Origin of the sequence: Vreelandella sp. F11 (assembly GCF_042466685.1) — a bacterium.
Taxonomy (GTDB): Bacteria; Pseudomonadota; Gammaproteobacteria; order Pseudomonadales; family Halomonadaceae; genus Vreelandella.
The window spans coordinates 4,748,499-4,764,986 of sequence record NZ_CP170448.1; the positions used below are offsets into that span (position 1 = coordinate 4,748,499).

A 16,488-nucleotide genomic window follows, 5' to 3' on the forward strand; every position below is an offset into this window, starting at 1 on the left:
TTATGCCCCTATCTTTACCGCTTCGACGCCTTTGGACACTGGATAAATTCGCCTACAGCCTGCGCGTTTTTATAGCGTTCAGCGGGGCGTTGCTATTTAGCGGTTTAATGGGTGATGTGGCGCTGGTCATTCCGCTGTTTCTAGGCATTATCGCCTGTGCGCTGTCTGAAACCGACGACAGTTGGCAAGGCCGCCTTCAAGCGTTGCTGGTAACGCTGGTCTGCTTTACGTCAGCGTCCTTTATCGTGCAGTGGCTATTTCCCTGGCCGTGGCTGTTTGTTATTGGCCTAGGACTTTCCACCTTTACGCTGATTATGCTCGGCGCTATCGGCCAGCGTTACGCCACTATTGCCTCTGGTACGCTGATACTGTCGATCTACTCGATGATCAACATCGAGCAGCACGGCGGGGTGGATGAAGACGTCGCTGCGCGCCAGTTGCTGCTATTGGCGGGAGCGGTGTGGTACGGGCTAATTTCAGTGGTGTGGTGCGCACTGTTTTCGCGCCAGCCGGTCAAGCAGAGCATGGCGAGGGTGTACAAGGCGCTGGGTGAGTTTCTGATACTGAAATCGGCGCTGTTTGAACCGGTACGCGGTGTCGATGTGGAAGCGCGCCGGGTGGCCTTGGCACGCCAGAACGGCAAAGTGGTCGATGCGCTCAATCAAGCCAAAGAGATGATTTTCCGGCGCTTAGAGGGTCAGCGTGGCGACCAAAAACTCAATCGCTACCTGCGCATCTATTTTATTGCCCAGGACATCCACGAACGCGCCAGCTCTACCCACTACCCCTATAGCGCGCTCAGCAAAGCATTTTTCCACCACGATGTGCTGTTTCGCTGTCAGCGGCTGCTGGATCAACAGGGGCGCGCCTGCCGCCAGCTAGCGAAATCGCTGCTGCTCAACCGCCCGTTTGACCACCAGCAGAGCGAAGAGGCGTTGGCCGACCTACACGCCTCGATTGAGAACCTACGTGATCGGGGCAAGCCCGAGTGGCGCCCGCTGCTTTACCCGCTGAGCGCGCTGGCAGAGAATCTGGCCACGCTGGAAAGCCAGTTGGCCAGTGCCCATAACCCCGGCGTCAGCGATGAGCGGCGCGACAGTTCGCTATATGACCGCTCGCCGTCAAGTTTGCTGGAAGCGTGGAAGCGGGTGCGTCTGAACTTTACTCTCGGCTCCCCCACCTTTCGACACGCGACGCGGCTCTCTATCGCGCTGATGATCGGCTATGGCCTCCTTCAGTGGATCGACCCAGAGCAGGGCTTTTGGATTCTGCTAACCACGCTGTTTGTTTGCCGCCCCAACTTTGCCACCACGCGGCGATTTTTGTCACAGCGGATAATGGGCACGATACTGGGCCTGACAGTAGGGTGGGCGTCGATCAGCCTCTTTCCGCACCCGCTTGTGCAGAGCATGATTGCCGTGGCCGCGGGGGTGTCCTTCTTCGCCAACCGCGAAAAGCACTATGTGATCGCCACCGCGTCCATCACGCTGCTCGTGCTGTGCAGTTTCAATCAGGTAGGCGACGGCTATGACCTGATTCTGCCTCGGCTGCTCGACACCCTGCTTGGCTCGCTCATTGCGGGCTTAGCGGTGTTTTTTATTCTGCCCGACTGGCAGGGACGCAGGCTTTACCGCGAGGCCGCCAACGCACTGAATAACCACCGCCGCTATCTTGAAGAAATTATTCACCAATACGAGGAAGGCAAGCAGGACGACTTAGCCTACCGTTTGGCACGGCGCAATGCCCATAACGCCGATGCAGCGCTCTCCACCCTGCTTACCAATATGCTCCATGAGCCGGGGCACTACCGAAAATTGGACGCGGACAACGGGCTGCGCTTTCTGGTGCTCTCCAACACCCTACTCAGCCATCTCTCTGCCTTGGGCGCCCATCGCCACCAGTTAGCAGACGATGAAGATGACGCCACGCTAGTGCCGGTAGCAAAACGTATTGGCGAGCTGCTGGGACAAATCGCCGAGCAATTAAACCAGCGCCAGCCGGTTGAGCCACTAGCGGATCAAGCCGCTGAACTGTTAGCCCAGCTAAATGAACAAAACGTGAAAGCTGAAGACGAACAGGCGGTTTCGCTTTATCGCCCTATCCAGAGTCAGTTACGCCTTATTACCGAGCAACTCGCCCCGCTGGGCGAGGCGGCGAATCGGTTGGTGGGAAGCGAAGATCACACGCCAAGCAGCGCCACCGCAAACGCCTAAACCTGCCCATACCGCCCCCCAGCCTCCCCCAGCCAGCGGCGCACCAATACGGCGGTGATGTCAGGGTTGCCCTGCAGCGTTTGCGCCATGGCCGTTACCCGCTCTAGCAGGTCGGCATCGCGCTCCAGGTCGGCAATTTTCATCTGCGCAAGGCCGGTTTGACGGGTGCCGAGGACTTCGCCGGGGCCGCGGATTTCCAGGTCTTTCTCGGCGATGCGGAAGCCGTCGGTGGTTTCGCGCATGACCGCCAAGCGCTGGCGGGAGCTTTTCGACAGCGGCGGATGGTAGAGCAGCACGCAAAAGCTTTCCGTGCTACCGCGCCCTACCCGGCCGCGAAGCTGGTGAAGCTGTGAAAGCCCTAGGCGCTCGGGGTTTTCGATAATCATCAGGCTGGCGTTGGGTACATCCACGCCCACTTCGATCACTGTGGTGGCAACCAGTAGATCCAGTTCTCCTTCTTTAAAGGCGGTCATTACTTCGGCTTTCTCGCTGGATTTCATGCGCCCGTGAACCAAGCCCACCGCCAACTCAGGTAAGGCGACGGTGAGCTCGTCGCGGGTGACTTCGGCGGCCTGACACTGCAGTACCTCGGACTCATCGATCAGCGTGCACACCCAGTAGGCCTGGCGGCCTTCGCTGCAGGCTAGCCGAATGCGCTCCACCACTTCCGGGCGGCGCTCATCGGGCACCACCACGGTTTTTACCGGCGTACGCCCGGGGGGCAGCTCGTCGATGACCGACACATCCAGATCCGCGTAGGCGCTCATGGCTAGGGTGCGGGGGATCGGCGTAGCGGTCATGATCAGCTGATGCGGCGTCAGACCGCCCGCCTCGCCCTTCTCGCGCAGCGCCAAGCGTTGGTGCACGCCAAAGCGGTGCTGCTCGTCAATAATCGCCAGCCCTAAACACTGGAAGTGAACGTCATCCTGAAACAGCGCGTGGGTACCCACCACCATGCGCGCGCGACCATCGGCGATCGCCGCTTTGGCATCCAGCCGCGCTTTGCCTTTGAGCTTTCCCGCCAGCCACGCCACTTCGATGCCCAGCGGCTCAAACCAGGCTTTAAACGACCGGTAGTGCTGCTCTGCAAGGATTTCCGTCGGCGCCATGATCGCCGCCTGGCAGTTGCCCGCCAGGGCGCTCAGCGCGGCCATGGCGGCGACAACGGTTTTGCCCGAGCCGACATCGCCTTGAATCAGCCGCAGCATCGGCGCCGGTCGGCTTAAATCGTGGCTGATCTCCTCCAGCACGCGGCGCTGTGCGCCGGTTAAGGCAAAGGGCAGTTGGGCCAAAAAGCGCGCCTGAAGACTGCGTCCGGAGGGTAGCGTCGGTGCGCCATCCGCCTGAATACGCAGGCGCACTTCGCGCAGGCTCAATTGGTGGGCGAGAAGTTCCTCCAGCGCTAGCCGCCGAGTGGCCGGGTGCTGGCCGCTGGTCAACTGCTCTATATTCACATCGGGAGGCGGCTGGTGCAGCAAGTGCAGGCTGGCGTGTAGGCCCGGCAGTTGGAAGCGCGTGAGAAGCGCATCGGGTATTACATCGGGCAAGGCCTCGGGGGCGTCATCCAGTAAACCAAGCGCCTGCTGCGCCAGGGCGCGTAGCCGCGGCTGGTTCAAGCCTTCGGTGGTGGGGTAAATCGGCGTGAAGTACTCTTCCACCGGGGTCTCACTACCGCCACTGAGCCGGTATTCCGGGTGGTAGATCTCTAAACCGGTCGCCCCGGCCCGCGCTTCGCCAAAAGCGCGCACCATGGCGCCAGGACGCATCTGTTGCTGCTGGGCCGGTGAGAAGTGAAAAAAGCGCAAGCTCAAAATACCGCTAGCATCACGCAGGCGCACCAGCAGGCTGCGGCGGCGCCCTTTGACCACGTCGCAGGCGGTCACTTCGCCCTCTATCACCGCCTCCTGCCCCGCGCGCAGCAGGCCAATCGGTGTCAGTCGGGTGCGATCCTGATAACGTAGCGGCAGGTGAAACAACAGGTCGCTTACCCGCTCGATACCCAACCGGCCAAGCTTTAGCGCCAGCGCTTCGCCTACGCCCTTCAGCGCGGTAATCGGCGCGGAAAGATCGCTCATGGGGCGCTTTTCACAACTTTGGCAGGTTGACGGCAGTGGCTGATCGCCTGAATCAGTGCCTCAATGGCCTTGGGGCGAGGAAAACTTGCCCGCCAGGCGATCGCCACGGTGCGCGAGGGCGCTGGGTCAACAAAGGGTCGGCTGGCCAGCATGGCATTTTCATACTGGTCGGTACCCAGAGCCGACTGCGGCAGCACCGTGATACCTAATCGAGAGGCCACCATATGGCGAATGGTCTCAAGCGACCCGCCTTCCGCAATCAGCGTATTGTTGGGGCTGTTGAGCTTTTGGGTAATCGCCGGGCAGGCTTCCAGAATTTGATCGCGGAAGCAGTGGCCTTCACCAAGCAGCAGCAGGCGCTCTTCGAGTAAGTCCTCTTTATTGATCGCCTCCCGCTCGACCCAAGGGTGATTGGCGGGGATGAGCACTTCAAAGGCTTCGTCGTAGATCGGCTTGGTCACTACATCGGTTTCGGTAAACGGCAACGCGACAATAATCACATCCAGCTCGCCGCTTCTTAGCTTGCCGCGCAGCGTTCCGGTCATGCCCTCTTCAATATACAGCGGCATTTGCGGGGCCGCGTTCGCCAGGGCAGGCACTAAATGGGGAAACAGGTAGGGCCCAATGGTGTAAATCGCCCCTATGCGCAGCGGGTTGGCCAACTGATCCTTGCCCGCACTGGCGAGCTGAAAAATCAGACTGCTCTGCTCCAGCACACGCTGGGCCTGAGCGACGATCTTTTCACCCAGCGGGGTAACCTGTACGGTGGATTTGGATCGCTCAAACAGCGGCGTTTCGAGCTCTTCTTCCAGCTTTTTTACCGCCACCGAGAGTGTGGGCTGCGAAACGTGGCAGCGCTCTGCCGCGCGACCAAAGTGGCGCTCCTGGGCAAGGGTTACGATGTAGCGAAGTTCTGTTAAAGTCATAGCGGTGCCAGTGGCATCCTCTCGTAGCAGCGTGCGACTAACAAAGTGGCAGTCAGCGGGATGGAAAGGACAAGCAAGCTCTGCCGTCGGTTTTCTTATCCGACAATCTCATATCTAGTAGAGACTTTGCATCTAATAGGGAATATTAATCAAGAGGAGTGAGCACGGTGAAGCTAACCGTACTGATTATCGGCTGTGGCGATATAGGGATCAACCTTGGGCGTGAGTTACTCGAGGAAGGACACGAGGTGATAGGCCTACGGCGTAATGTGGAAGCCTTAAAAGGCACCGGCATTAAACCGCTGGCGTTAGACCTGGATAGCCTTGAAGACGCCGCTGCCAAAAGCCTGCCCCAAGCTGACTACGTGGTTTATACCGTCAGCGCTGACCGTTTCGAAGAGAGCGCCTATCAAAGCGCCTACCCTGAAGGCTTAAAGCGCGTGCTAGGCGTGATGGAACAGCACAAAACACCTCCGCGCCGGGTGTTTTTTGTTTCTTCGACCAGTGTGCACGGCCAGCAGGAGGGCGAAGTAGTCAATGAAGAGAGCCCCACTGACTCCACGAGCTTCTCGGGCATACTGATGCGCGAAGCCGAACAGACGCTAATCAATCACTCCCTGCCCGGCACGGTGATTCGCTTTTCCGGCATTTATGGGCCAGGCCGCGACCGGCTGATTCATCAGGTGGCCGAAGGGCGTGTGGCCGCGATCACGCCTGTGGTTTACTCCAATCGCATTCACCGCGACGACTGCACCGGCATGATTGCGCACCTGATTCGCTATCAGGAGCGCGGTGAAACGCTGGCGGATATCTACCTGGGTAGCGACTGCGAACCGGTCACCATGCATAACGTCATGATGTGGCTGGCCGAGCAGCTCAAAGTAGAGGCCACTGAGACCATGCAGTCGCCTTTACGTCGGCGCACTAGTAAACGCTGTGATAACCAGCGCATATTGAGCACTGGCTATCAGTTCCGCTTCCCCAGCTACCGCGAAGGCTATGCACAGGTGCTAAAAGAGGGCGGTTTTCTAGAGCTAAATAAAGCCTAAATCGACCTAGTCACCGATAACCATTACCGCTTCCGCTTCCACTTGGCTGCCTTTGGGCAGCGCTTTAACGCCAACGGCAGCGCGGGCGGGGAAAGGAGCGGTGAAGAACTCTTCCATGACTTGGTTAACAATCGCAAAGTTATCCAAATCCACCAGATACAGATTCAGTTTAACGATATCACTTAGCGAGCCCGCCGCTTCTTCACACACTGCTTGCAGATTGGTGAAGACCTGGCGCGCCTGGGCTTCAAAATCTTCAGACACAATCGCCATGGTGGCGGGATCAAGCGGAATTTGGCCGGAGAGATACACTGTGTTGCCCGCTTTAATGGCCTGGGAGTAAGGGCCAATAGCCGCGGGGGCTTTGCTGGTGTTGATAACAGCTTTATTGCTCATAGGTTGGTTCGCTCCTGTAGTAGGTAATACTTAATTATTTGATACTGAAAAATAGCGATCGCTGCCAATTTTTTATCGGCATATCGTTATATACGCCGTTAATTGGCGAGTCGGGTTATCTTGCCAACGTTGGGAAGATTACGGATACGCTTAATAATACGCGCCAAATGCACGCGGCCTTTCACCGACAGGGTCAGATTGACGGTGGAAAGGCGGGCATCACGCTCTTCAATGCCAATCCGTTCAATATTAGCATCGGCATCGGTGACCAGCCCGGCAAGCTCTGCGACTAATCCGCGGCGGCTCTCAATCTCGATACGCAACGCAACCGGGAAGTCTTCATCAATAGTGTCCGACCACTCCAGCGCGAAGAGCTTATCCGGATCATTTTTATCGGCGAAGTTCTTATCCACCACGTTTTTACACTCAGCGCGATGCACCACCAAGCCTTTACCCGTGGAGAGGTGGCCAACCACCGGATCGCCAGGGAGTGGATGGCAACAGCGCGCAAAGTTGACCACCATGCCTTCGCTGCCGCTGATCATCACGGCTTTGCTACCGTCAACGCCTGCTGAAGGCTCATAGGTTTCATCACCATGGGCTGCATCCACCAGGCGACGAGCCACCACGTGGGTCATGCGATTACCCAACCCTAACGACTCCAATAGCGACTCTTCGGAAGTCACATCCAGCTCTTTGAAGGCCCGCTTGAGGACACTCTCATCCAGCTCTTCCAGGCTGGTATCGAAGGGCGCCAGTGCTTTATTAAGTAATCGCCGCCCCAGCATGATCGCTTCTGTCTGCTGCTGATATTTTAGCGCGTGACGAATAGCCGAACGCGCCTTTGCCGTGGTCACAAAGTTAAGCCAGGCAAGGTTTGGCTTAGCACCAGGAGCGGTAATAATTTCCAGTGTCTGGCCACTCTCTAAGCGTGTCGAAAGCGGTGCCAAGTGGCGATCAATACGGCAGGCGATGCAGTTATTGCCGATATCCGTATGCACGGAGTAGGCGAAGTCGATTACGGTCGCGCCCTGGGGGAGCTCCATAATGTCGCCTTTAGGCGTGAACACGTAGATATCGTCAGGAAACAGGTCGTTTTTAACGTGTTCGATAAACTCCAGCGAGTCGCCGGCGTGACGCTGCATTTCCAGCAGCCCTTTCACCCAGGCGCGGGCGCGGGCGTGACTGCCTTCGGCAATCGGATGCGAGGTCTGGCCCGCCTTGTAAAGCCAGTGGGCGGCGATGCCGTTATTGGCCATCGCTTCCATTTCGCGGGTGCGTATCTGTACCTCAATAGGCATACCCCGGGAACCAAACAGGGTGGTATGCAGGCTCTGGTAACCGTTAGCTTTGGGGATCGCAATATAGTCTTTAAAACGGCCCGGCACCGGCTTATAGAGGTTATGTACTACGCCCAGAATACGGTAACAGCTGGCCACGTCTTCGGTGATGATGCGAAACCCAAACACGTCCATAATTTCGGCAAAGGGTTTACGCTGATCGCGCATCTTTTTATAGATCGACAGCAGATGCTTTTGGCGGCCTACCACCGTGCCGTTAAGCGCGTCGTCATCCAGGCTCTTTTGCAGCGAAGACTGTATTTCGCGCATAGCGCTGCGCCGATGCCCCCGCGCACTGGCAACGGCGCGTTTGATACGCTCCGCACGCATAGGGTGAATCGCTTGAAAGGAGAGATCCTCAAGCTCAATACGAATCGTATTGATGCCCAGCCGCCCGGCGATTCGGGCGTATATCTCCAGGGTTTCGCGGGCGATGCGGCGCTTCTTATCAGGGCGCAAGGCACCCAGGGTGCGCATATTGTGCAGCCGGTCGGCCAGCTTAACGATGATGACGCGAATGTCCCGCGACATCGCCAGCACCATTTTCTGAAAGTTTTCCGCCTGGGCAACGGCTTTGTCTTCAAAGGTGATCTGGGTAAGTTTGGAGACCCCATCCACCAGCTCTGCCACCGGTTTACCAAACTGGGCCTCCAGGGCTTTTTTGGATACGCCAGTGTCTTCGATAACGTCATGCAGCATGGCGGCCATCAGGCTTTGATGATCCATGTGCATATTGGCAAGAATATTCGCCACCGCGAGCGGGTGGGTAACGTAGGGCTCACCGGAACGCCGCCGCTGGCCGTCGTGGGCCTGCTCAGCGTAGTAAAAGGCGCGTTTGACCTGCTGGATCTCATCCGGGGGTAAATAGCCGCCGAGTCTATCGGCCAGGTCATCAATGGTGAACATCTACCGCGCCTCTATCGGTTTCGTTGAAAACGTTAGTCGTCGATATGAGTAGGCGCCATCGCCGGGCGCGGACGAACAGCGGCTTCAACGGGCTCGTCGAGCACAGTGTGGTCGACCAGGCCTGCGGCAATTTCACGCAGCGCCATCACCGTCGGTTTATCGTTTTCCCAGGGTAGCAGCGCATCACGAGAGCCGCGTGCCAGCTGGCGAGCCCGCTGGGTGGAAATCATTACCAGCTTGAAACGGTTTTCAACATTTTCAAGACAATCTTCAACGGTTACGCGAGCCATGGGAGCCTTCCTGTTATGACGGAACCGGGCCGACGCCGTTAAAAAGTTGAAAACGGCATCGACCCAGCGGAAAAAACGCATTTAAAGCCGTATTAAAAACACGGTAGAACCGAATAGATTACTCGACCGTAGGCGCCTGTGACAAGAGCGCAGCCAACAGCGGCGCGTGACGCTCGCTCATTACCGGTAGGCTTAAGCGACGGCTGATCACCAGCGACTGTAACTCCTGCAGTGCTGTGGTGAAGTCATCGTTAACAACGAGGTAATCATATTCATGGTAATGGGACATTTCACTCACCGCATCGCGCATGCGACGGGCAATAATGGCATGCTCATCGGTGCCGCGGCTAGCGAGGCGCCGCTCAAGCTCGTTGCGGGAAGGCGGCAGAATAAAAATCGACACCGCATCCGGCATTTGCTCGCGCACCTGCTGGGCGCCCTGCCAGTCGATTTCGAGGATGACGTCCTGCCCCGCAGCCAGCAATACCTCTACCGCTTGGCGCGAGGTGCCGTAGTAATTATCAAATACTTTGGCATACTCGAAGAACTCACCCCGCGTGATCATCGCTTCAAACTCGGCCACATTGGTAAAATGGTAATTCACGCCATCCACCTCACCCTCACGCTTGGCACGCGTGGTGTGCGACACCGATACTTGAATCCCATCCAGGCTTTCGATTAGCTCGCGCACCAAGCTAGTCTTGCCAGCACCCGACGGGGCAGAAACGATAAACAGCGTACCTTGGGACATGAAGTACTTTCCCTTCAGTTAGCGAAAAATAAGTGGCGGAATAGAAGTAAAAGCAAGTTGAGCGACTGCATCAGAGCAGTAAAGCTGCGCAGTATCGCACACCCAGCGCGACGACTGTAGCGTTTGGCGATGACATACAGGGAGGTAGGCATGCGCAGTACGCTGTTTATTTTAGCCTTGATTGGCTTGGGCGTAGCCCTGCAAAAAGGCGTCATAGAGATTCCTCGCCACTGGGCGCCCTGGGCACCGCTGCATATTGATGACCCTATCACTCCGGTCACGCAACTTAAGCTAAGCCGCTTGGCGGATGACCGGGCAGGCTGTTTAGCTGCGTTAGATACCGCTCCCGAAGGCGAGTTACGCTACACGCCGCTAGCTGATTACAACCCCACAGCGAGTTGTCCGCTTTCCAATGTCGTGCGCATGCAGTCAAGCGATGTCGCGTTTAACCAAAGCTTCGTGGCTTCCTGCCCCATGGCACTGGCCTGGGTCATGTATGAGCGCCATGCGTTACAGCCTGCCGCCGAGGAGATTATGGGCAGCCGAGTAAGTCAGGTTAATCACGTGGGTAGTTTTGCCTGTCGTAATGTTTACGGACGCGAAACCGGACGACGTAGTGAACACGCTACTGCCGAAGCGTTGGATGTCGTGGGATTTCAATTTGAAAACGGCCAACGTATTACGCTGATTAATGACTGGGATGATAACGGCGAGGTGGGGGAGTTTTTACGCGCCGCACGGGATGGCGCCTGCGATACCTTCGGTAATGTATTGGGCCCTGATTACAACGCCGCGCATGCCGATCACTTTCATATGGGCATGCGCGGATTTCGGCTGTGTCGTTAATCGCTCAACCTCAACTTATTCGAGGTTGATGTCATCTTCGTCTGTGGCGGCACCGGTGGCAGCACCAACGCCACCGCCGATAACAGCGCCTTGAACGACGCTCCCCCCCGTTACCGCGGCGGCACCCGCTCCCACGGCAGCACCGACACCGGCGCCGCTCGTCGCGCGCTCGCCAGTGGAGGTACCGCAGCCTGCCAAGCCAATGGTTAACGCCATTACCGCGCCAAGTGTCACTATACGCATCGAATTCAATACCTGAATGTGCATGATCATCTCCTTATGGGGTTCTGCTCTTACACAGTAGAAAGGATTCAACGTTTTAGCCATATTAATTATCACTGTTCGATAACTAGGCAACGTCAGGCACGCTGCGTCACGGCGCCATAGGTGCGCTTTTCCAGCCAGCGCCCGCCGGCGAAAATCACCAGCCCGCAGAGCGCCAAACTAGCGCCTACTAAGCCGGTGCTGGACCAGCTAAAGCCCGCACTGATGGCCAACCCCGCCAGCCAAGCGCCTAACGCATTGGCACCGTTAAAGGCTGCGTGGTTAAGCGAGGCCGCCATGGTTTGGGCATCTTCCGCCACATCCATTAAGCGGGTTTGTAAAGAAGGCGCCAGCGCCATACTGGTACCCACTAGGCCGACGAACAGCAGTCCTGTCCAAACGTTATTGGCGGCAAAGTAAAACAGTCCCTGAACCACCCCACACCAGAGCAGGATGGTCGGAATCGCGCGCATCAGGTTTTTATCCGCCATGCGCCCGCCGATTAAATTCCCGGCAATCGAGCCCAGGCCGAAGATCACCAGTACCAACGGCCCCAGGGCTTCGCTCATACCTGCTTGCTGGGTCAATGTCGGCATCACATAGCTAAAAATAGCGAACATACCGCCGCAGCCAATGCAGGCGAGCGCCAGCGTAACCAAGACACGCTGCTTAAGCAGCGCTGTCAGCTCACGTACCGGGCTTGCGAGGTCATCAACGGGCTGCACCGGTACATATAGGCGAATCAACAGGGCGGTAAGCAACGCAATGCCGCCAACGCCTGCAAAGGCGATCTGCCAGCCAAACAGATTGCCCGTCCAGGTGCCTAGCGGTGCGCCAATCAAAATCGCCACGGTTAAACCCATCATCACGCGAGAGATAGCCCGCGCCCGTTGGTCTATCGGTACGGCGCCCGCGGCCACTAGCGCCGCGATGCCAAAATAGGCGCCATGGGGCAGGCCAGCCAGAAAACGCAGACCCACAAACGACCAGAAACCCGGCGCCATGGCACTGGCAATATTGCCCGCTGCAAACACCAGCATCAGGATAATTAATAGCAGCCGCCTTGGCACTCGTGCGGCCAGCGCTGAAATCAGCGGCGCGCCGACCACCACGCCCAGGGCATAGCTGCTTATTGCATAACCCACTTGAGGCACGGTCACCGCTAAATCACCCGCCACACGGTTCATCAAGCCCATAATAACGAACTCGCTGGTGCCAATCCCAAAGCCACCTAACGCCAACACAAACTCGGCCAACCGCGGGTTACGCGCCAGCCCTTGAGACGACGCCTGATCTTGAGATAACGATGTTGTCGAATCCTGCATGCTTAACTCCTTGGGATACCGCCCTGTCGGTATCTCGATTAGCGCTAAATGATCGCAGGATTAGACGAAAGTAGAAACACGCTGCGTTTAAAAAGTTAGCGGGCGAAGGGGCTCATCCAAATGGGTTTAATCCCATTAGTGTTCTAGCTTTGTTAGTGTGCTTTTTTATTTCTCAATACCCGAGACGTTCATGAACCTAGATGCCATTGAGCACGCCATGGCGGCACTTGCCAAGGCCGACCCGGATATCGCCCGTGCCCTGCCTCTAGTGGGGGCGCCCTCGCCTCGCCAGCGCGACCAGGGTTTTGCGACATTTTTCTCAACCATCGTTAGCCAACAGCTATCCACCGAAGCGGCCCGTGCGATTATGGGTCGTGTCAATACACTGCTGCCCGAGCTGCATGCCAAGGCAGTGATGGAGGTAGAGGATCAAGCGCTGCGCGATGCGGGGCTCTCCTGGCGTAAAATCGAGTATGCCAAAGGGCTGGCAGAAGCAGAGTTGGCAGGCACTTTTAGCGCCGCGGGGCTGGAACAGCTAAGCGACGACGAGGCGATTGCCGCGATTACCAAGCTGCGCGGCTTTGGCCGCTGGAGTGCGGAGATCTACCTAATGTTCTCGCTAAAACGCCCGGATATATTCCCCGCTGATGATCTTGCTCTGCGAGTGGCGCTTGGCCGCTTAAAAGGCATGGACAACAAACCCACGCCTAAGCAAGCCCGCCAGTTGGTGGAGCACTGGTCGCCCTGGCGCAGCGTGGGTTCGCTGTTTCTGTGGCACTACTATCGCGGCGAGCCGCTTTAAATACTAGGCATCCAGCCCGCCGAACTTACCGTTCTGATAGTCTTCGACCGCCTGAACGATCTCTTCGCGGGTGTTCATCACAAAGGGGCCGTGGGAGTAGACCGGCTCATCGATCACCTCGCCGTGGCCAAACAGCAAGCGCGCGTCGCTGCCGGCTTCAATGTCGAGGCTATCGCCGTCGCGATCTACTTCAATCAGGTGATGCGGCTTGACTGGCTTGCCGCCTACTGAGACATCGCCGTCTACTACGTAAAGAAATACCTGCCGTCCCGGTGCCACCGGTAGCTGTGCATGGCTACCGGCAGGCAGCCGCAACGTCGACATAAATATCCCCGTCAGCGTTTCAATCGGGCCTGTATCGCCCTGCCACTCCCCGGCGATCAGGTTTAGCTCACCACCACCCGGTAGCTTAATAGCGGGAATGGATTCTTGTTGCAGCCCTACGTAGCGCGGCTCGCTCATTTTCAAGTGCGACGGCAGGTTGACCCACAGCTGCAGAATCTCCAACGGGCCACCGTCGCGTAGAAACTCCTCCGGCGAAATTTCCGCATGCACAATGCCGCTGCCAGCGGTCATCCACTGAACCCCACCTTTATGGATCACGCTTTGATGTCTGGCGCTATCCGCATGGGCAAGCGAGCCTTCCAGAATAAAGGTCACCGTTTCAAAGCCTCGGTGCGGATGCGGGCCAAACGGTAGACCCTGATTGTTAGCCGGGTAGGTTTGAGGGCCATGGTGATTAAGAAACAGAAAGGGGTCTAGCTGCTCCAAACCAGGCCCCGGTAGCGGCCGACGAGTGGTTAAATCGCCAATATCATCGCGCTTGGCCGAGTGCTGGGCGATTACGCGACGCACTGCTTGGTTAGTATCTGATGGCATCACTTACTCCTTATCAATACCGACCAGCGTAAAACCTATAGCCGCGGATGAGGAGCGAATAATTTGCCCTGTTTCGTTGAAGTAAATTGTTATTAAACGTCTCAGCGGTTCCCTCAAAACTCGGTCACCACCGTCACGCCCGCCCCTTCGAACTTATCCATGTTCATTAACGCATCAATCGACTGCTCAAGATTGATTCGTTTGCCGATCAGCTTCTCAGGCGCCAGCTTGCCAGACTGGATCATCGCCAGCATGGCGTCATAACGGTGGGCCTGCATGCCATGACTGCCCAGAATCTCCAGCTCGTTGGCAATCACCTTGCTCATCGGTACAGCGGGGGTGCTGTGATCCGCCAGCATCAGTCCCACCTGGACATGCTTGCCACGCTTACGCAAATTGCTGATGGAGTTAAAGCAGGTCGTTGGGTGACCTAGCGCATCCAGCGAGAGATGGGCGCCCCCTTGGGTGATCTCGACCACGGCCTCGACCACATCGGCTACCTGGGTGGCATTCACCGTGGCCACAGCCCCCAACTGGCACGCCAAGGCCAGGGCCTGATCGGAAATATCCACCGCGACCACGTTCGCACCGGCCGCGCTGGCGATCATGATAGCCGACAACCCGACACCGCCGCAGCCGTGCACGGCTACCCACTGCCCGGCGGAGACGCGGCCCTGATCCACCACTGCCCGGAAAGAGGTCACGAACCGACACCCCAAGCTGGCGGCAGTGGCAAAATCCAGGGTGTCGGGCAGGGCGACCAGGTTCACGTCAGCGTAGTGAATGCCCACGTACTGGGCAAAGGAGCCCCAGTGGGTAAACCCCGGCTGGAACTGGCTATCGCACACCTGGTGGTGGCCTGCGTTACACTCCGGACAGGTACCACAGCCGCCTACGAAGGGTACCGTTACACGGTCACCGACCCGCCACTTAGCCACGTCTTTGCCCACCGCCTCCACCACCCCAGAAAGCTCGTGTCCGGGTACATGGGGCAGGCGGATATCTGGGTCGTGACCCATCCAGCCGTGCCAATCACTGCGACATACTCCGTTGGCCATCACCTTGACCACCACCCCATGAGGCGCTGGTGAAGGGTCGGGCACCTGCTGGATGCTGGGCGGGGCGGAAAACTGCTCAAACACAACGGCTTTCATGGGTGACTCCTGCGCGGTATTGATCTTTTTTAACTATAACCAACCACACCTGAAATTACTTTTCGAATCAATGGACATACACGCCAATTTTGCATCACTCTTTCTTTTATACGCATAAACATGAAAGAGATTTTCAAATGATCCCACTGGATAACGTAGACGCCCACATCATCGATAGCCTTCAAGCCGATGGACGGCTATCCATCGCCAAGCTGGCCGAGCGGCTGGGGATGAGCGAAGCCACCTGTTGGCGGCGCCATAAACGCCTGGAGGAGCTGGGCGTGATCGAAGGCTACCAAGCCACGCTGAACCGGCGAAAGCTTGGCGGTAACGTGCTGGCATTTGTGCAGATCACCTGCACTCAGCACAGCGAAGCGGCCACTGCAGAGTTTGAACGTATTATTCAGGCCAGCTCCCGGGTACTCAGCTGTCATAACACCACCGGCGAGGCGGACTTTCTCTTGCAGGTAATCGCCCGCGACCTCGATGACTACAGCCGCTTCGTGGAAAAAGTACTACGCCAGCTGCCGGGGGTATCGAGTATCCGCTCGAATATTTCCCTGCGGGAAATGAAGGCGACCAGCCACTTGCCGGTTGAGGAGTTACTGGGGCTATAAGCGAGCCAGTTAACGTGGGCTTTTTACCTGGTTCATTCCGCCAGAAAAAACGGCAACTGAACAACAGACTATTGAACGCTAACGCTAAGCCGCCCCACGACCTGAAACGAACCACCCGTTGGGCGTAACACAATCATCTCGCCAGAGCCCACACCACCGCCAACCAGCGCAGTGATATTCACTTGGTGGGTGACCAGCAGCAGGTTGCCCTCCCCCTGCCATGCTGCAATCTGTTCCTGGGCGGTCTGGGTAATTAGCGCCTGATCACCCTGCCCGCGAAAGAAAGAATCCAGCCAGGGGACAGGTTCTACACTGCCTAACGCCATTAGTTCAGCGGTATCCAACGCCCGGCACCAGCTTGATGAATACACCGCCGCAATGGGGATATCCCGCTCACGAAACGCGCGACCAGCAGCTTCTGCCTGAGTACGCCCAGCCGCAGAAAGATTACGCTGAGTCTCGCAGCGGCCACGCTCAAAGCCCGGCGGGTCGCCAATGCCAGGCGCCAGGGAGTGGCGCATTAGAATCACCAAGCCATCCTCTTTAAGCGCTTGCCAAGTGGCTTCGTTTGCCTGGGTGCTGATGGGCAGCAGCATACCCAGCACGCCGAGCAGCAAGATTAAGGTGAGGTGGCGTAGGGTGGGCATGGAGAGGC

At 57.5% G+C, this 16,488-nt stretch carries 16 protein-coding genes; 5 read left to right on the plus strand and 11 right to left on the minus strand.

All coding sequences use genetic code 11. The features are described from left to right. The first annotated feature begins 2 nt into the window (after positions 1-2). Positions 3-2,213: a YccS family putative transporter gene (gene yccS / locus ACFIOZ_RS21715; RefSeq protein WP_386081244.1), complete on the plus strand. Its 2,211-nt coding sequence runs from the start codon at positions 3-5 to the stop codon at positions 2,211-2,213. Here yccS and recG read toward each other — a convergent pair. Beyond that, the gene (gene recG, locus ACFIOZ_RS21720) at positions 2,210-4,288 is read right to left on the minus strand and encodes an ATP-dependent DNA helicase RecG (protein WP_386081246.1); all 2,079 of its coding nucleotides are present in this window, start codon (positions 4,286-4,288) and stop codon (positions 2,210-2,212) included. The two genes, yccS and recG, sit on opposite strands and share 4 nt — an antisense overlap. Next, entirely contained in the window at positions 4,285-5,214 is a 930-nt protein-coding gene (locus ACFIOZ_RS21725; RefSeq protein ID WP_386081248.1) for a hydrogen peroxide-inducible genes activator, read from the minus strand. Before ACFIOZ_RS21725 ends, recG begins: the two co-directional genes overlap by 4 nt. Before the next feature lie 167 nt (positions 5,215-5,381). Here ACFIOZ_RS21725 and ACFIOZ_RS21730 point away from each other — a divergent pair, with 167 nt between their 5' ends. Further along, the gene (locus ACFIOZ_RS21730; protein WP_386081250.1) at positions 5,382-6,263 is read left to right on the plus strand and encodes an SDR family oxidoreductase; all 882 of its coding nucleotides are present in this window, start codon (positions 5,382-5,384) and stop codon (positions 6,261-6,263) included. A gap of 6 nt (positions 6,264-6,269) precedes the next feature. Here the strand turns inward: ACFIOZ_RS21730 and ACFIOZ_RS21735 are convergent, their stop codons facing one another. From ACFIOZ_RS21735 to gmk, 4 genes are all read right to left on the minus strand, one after another. Then, positions 6,270-6,659, minus strand: a complete 390-nt coding sequence (locus ACFIOZ_RS21735) for a RidA family protein (protein ID WP_022521094.1) — start codon at positions 6,657-6,659, stop codon at positions 6,270-6,272. A gap of 98 nt (positions 6,660-6,757) precedes the next feature. Further along, positions 6,758-8,905: a RelA/SpoT family protein gene (locus ACFIOZ_RS21740; RefSeq protein ID WP_386081253.1), complete on the minus strand. Its 2,148-nt coding sequence runs from the start codon at positions 8,903-8,905 to the stop codon at positions 6,758-6,760. 32 nt (positions 8,906-8,937) lie between these two features. Next, positions 8,938-9,195, minus strand: coding sequence for a DNA-directed RNA polymerase subunit omega (gene rpoZ / locus ACFIOZ_RS21745; RefSeq protein ID WP_007112267.1), 258 nt, complete (start codon positions 9,193-9,195; stop codon positions 8,938-8,940). Between the two features lie 118 nt (positions 9,196-9,313). Continuing rightward, positions 9,314-9,946 (minus strand): guanylate kinase, encoded by a 633-nt coding sequence (gene gmk / locus ACFIOZ_RS21750; RefSeq protein WP_386081255.1) that lies wholly within the window; start codon positions 9,944-9,946, stop codon positions 9,314-9,316. Positions 9,947-10,096: 150 nt separating this feature from the next. Here gmk and ACFIOZ_RS21755 point away from each other — a divergent pair, with 150 nt between their 5' ends. Further along, positions 10,097-10,792 (plus strand): extensin family protein, encoded by a 696-nt coding sequence (locus ACFIOZ_RS21755; RefSeq protein ID WP_386081257.1) that lies wholly within the window; start codon positions 10,097-10,099, stop codon positions 10,790-10,792. A 15-nt stretch (positions 10,793-10,807) separates the two neighbouring features. Here ACFIOZ_RS21755 and ACFIOZ_RS21760 read toward each other — a convergent pair whose 3' ends face one another. Together ACFIOZ_RS21760 and ACFIOZ_RS21765 are read right to left on the minus strand one after the other, a co-directional pair. Further along, entirely contained in the window at positions 10,808-11,059 is a 252-nt protein-coding gene (locus tag ACFIOZ_RS21760) for a hypothetical protein (protein WP_386081259.1), read from the minus strand. A 92-nt stretch (positions 11,060-11,151) separates the two neighbouring features. Continuing rightward, entirely contained in the window at positions 11,152-12,381 is a 1,230-nt protein-coding gene (locus ACFIOZ_RS21765; RefSeq protein ID WP_386081260.1) for an MFS transporter, read from the minus strand. Between the two features lie 190 nt (positions 12,382-12,571). Here ACFIOZ_RS21765 and ACFIOZ_RS21770 point away from each other — a divergent pair, with 190 nt between their 5' ends. Next, positions 12,572-13,183, plus strand: coding sequence for a DNA-3-methyladenine glycosylase family protein (locus ACFIOZ_RS21770; RefSeq protein ID WP_386081262.1), 612 nt, complete (start codon positions 12,572-12,574; stop codon positions 13,181-13,183). Positions 13,184-13,186: 3 nt separating this feature from the next. Here ACFIOZ_RS21770 and ACFIOZ_RS21775 read toward each other — a convergent pair whose 3' ends face one another. Both ACFIOZ_RS21775 and ACFIOZ_RS21780 read right to left on the minus strand, forming a co-directional pair. Further along, complete coding sequence (locus tag ACFIOZ_RS21775; RefSeq protein ID WP_386081264.1) at positions 13,187-14,062, minus strand: pirin family protein; 876 nt, start codon at positions 14,060-14,062, stop codon at positions 13,187-13,189. 113 nt (positions 14,063-14,175) lie between these two features. Beyond that, complete coding sequence (locus ACFIOZ_RS21780; RefSeq protein ID WP_386081265.1) at positions 14,176-15,216, minus strand: zinc-dependent alcohol dehydrogenase family protein; 1,041 nt, start codon at positions 15,214-15,216, stop codon at positions 14,176-14,178. A 137-nt stretch (positions 15,217-15,353) separates the two neighbouring features. Between ACFIOZ_RS21780 and ACFIOZ_RS21785 the strand changes: the two genes are divergently transcribed. Then, positions 15,354-15,833, plus strand: a complete 480-nt coding sequence (locus ACFIOZ_RS21785) for an Lrp/AsnC family transcriptional regulator (protein WP_386081267.1) — start codon at positions 15,354-15,356, stop codon at positions 15,831-15,833. Positions 15,834-15,901: 68 nt separating this feature from the next. On the opposite strand, the gene ACFIOZ_RS21790 is transcribed toward ACFIOZ_RS21785, so the two are convergent. Beyond that, a complete protein-coding gene (locus ACFIOZ_RS21790) occupies positions 15,902-16,480 on the minus strand; it encodes a histidine phosphatase family protein (protein ID WP_386081269.1) in 579 nt (192 codons plus the stop codon). Positions 16,481-16,488: the final 8 nt, after the last annotated feature.

What these genes read in the sequence shown, in the direction of transcription:
- ACFIOZ_RS21770 (WP_386081262.1), top strand. Translation starts at nt 12,572, where the DNA reads ATGAACCTAGATGCCATTGAGCACGCCATGGCGGCACTTGCCAAGGCC.
- ACFIOZ_RS21725 (WP_386081248.1), bottom strand. Translation starts at nt 5,214, where the DNA reads ATGACTTTAACAGAACTTCGCTACATCGTAACCCTTGCCCAGGAGCGC.
- ACFIOZ_RS21775 (WP_386081264.1), bottom strand. Translation starts at nt 14,062, where the DNA reads ATGCCATCAGATACTAACCAAGCAGTGCGTCGCGTAATCGCCCAGCAC.
- recG (WP_386081246.1), bottom strand. Translation starts at nt 4,288, where the DNA reads ATGAGCGATCTTTCCGCGCCGATTACCGCGCTGAAGGGCGTAGGCGAA.
- gmk (WP_386081255.1), bottom strand. Translation starts at nt 9,946, where the DNA reads ATGTCCCAAGGTACGCTGTTTATCGTTTCTGCCCCGTCGGGTGCTGGC.
- rpoZ (WP_007112267.1), bottom strand. Translation starts at nt 9,195, where the DNA reads ATGGCTCGCGTAACCGTTGAAGATTGTCTTGAAAATGTTGAAAACCGT.
- ACFIOZ_RS21755 (WP_386081257.1), top strand. Translation starts at nt 10,097, where the DNA reads ATGCGCAGTACGCTGTTTATTTTAGCCTTGATTGGCTTGGGCGTAGCC.
- ACFIOZ_RS21760 (WP_386081259.1), bottom strand. Translation starts at nt 11,059, where the DNA reads ATGCACATTCAGGTATTGAATTCGATGCGTATAGTGACACTTGGCGCG.
- yccS (WP_386081244.1), top strand. Translation starts at nt 3, where the DNA reads ATGCCCCTATCTTTACCGCTTCGACGCCTTTGGACACTGGATAAATTC.
- ACFIOZ_RS21765 (WP_386081260.1), bottom strand. Translation starts at nt 12,381, where the DNA reads ATGCAGGATTCGACAACATCGTTATCTCAAGATCAGGCGTCGTCTCAA.
- ACFIOZ_RS21790 (WP_386081269.1), bottom strand. Translation starts at nt 16,480, where the DNA reads ATGCCCACCCTACGCCACCTCACCTTAATCTTGCTGCTCGGCGTGCTG.
- ACFIOZ_RS21785 (WP_386081267.1), top strand. Translation starts at nt 15,354, where the DNA reads ATGATCCCACTGGATAACGTAGACGCCCACATCATCGATAGCCTTCAA.
- ACFIOZ_RS21740 (WP_386081253.1), bottom strand. Translation starts at nt 8,905, where the DNA reads ATGTTCACCATTGATGACCTGGCCGATAGACTCGGCGGCTATTTACCC.
- ACFIOZ_RS21780 (WP_386081265.1), bottom strand. Translation starts at nt 15,216, where the DNA reads ATGAAAGCCGTTGTGTTTGAGCAGTTTTCCGCCCCGCCCAGCATCCAG.
- ACFIOZ_RS21735 (WP_022521094.1), bottom strand. Translation starts at nt 6,659, where the DNA reads ATGAGCAATAAAGCTGTTATCAACACCAGCAAAGCCCCCGCGGCTATT.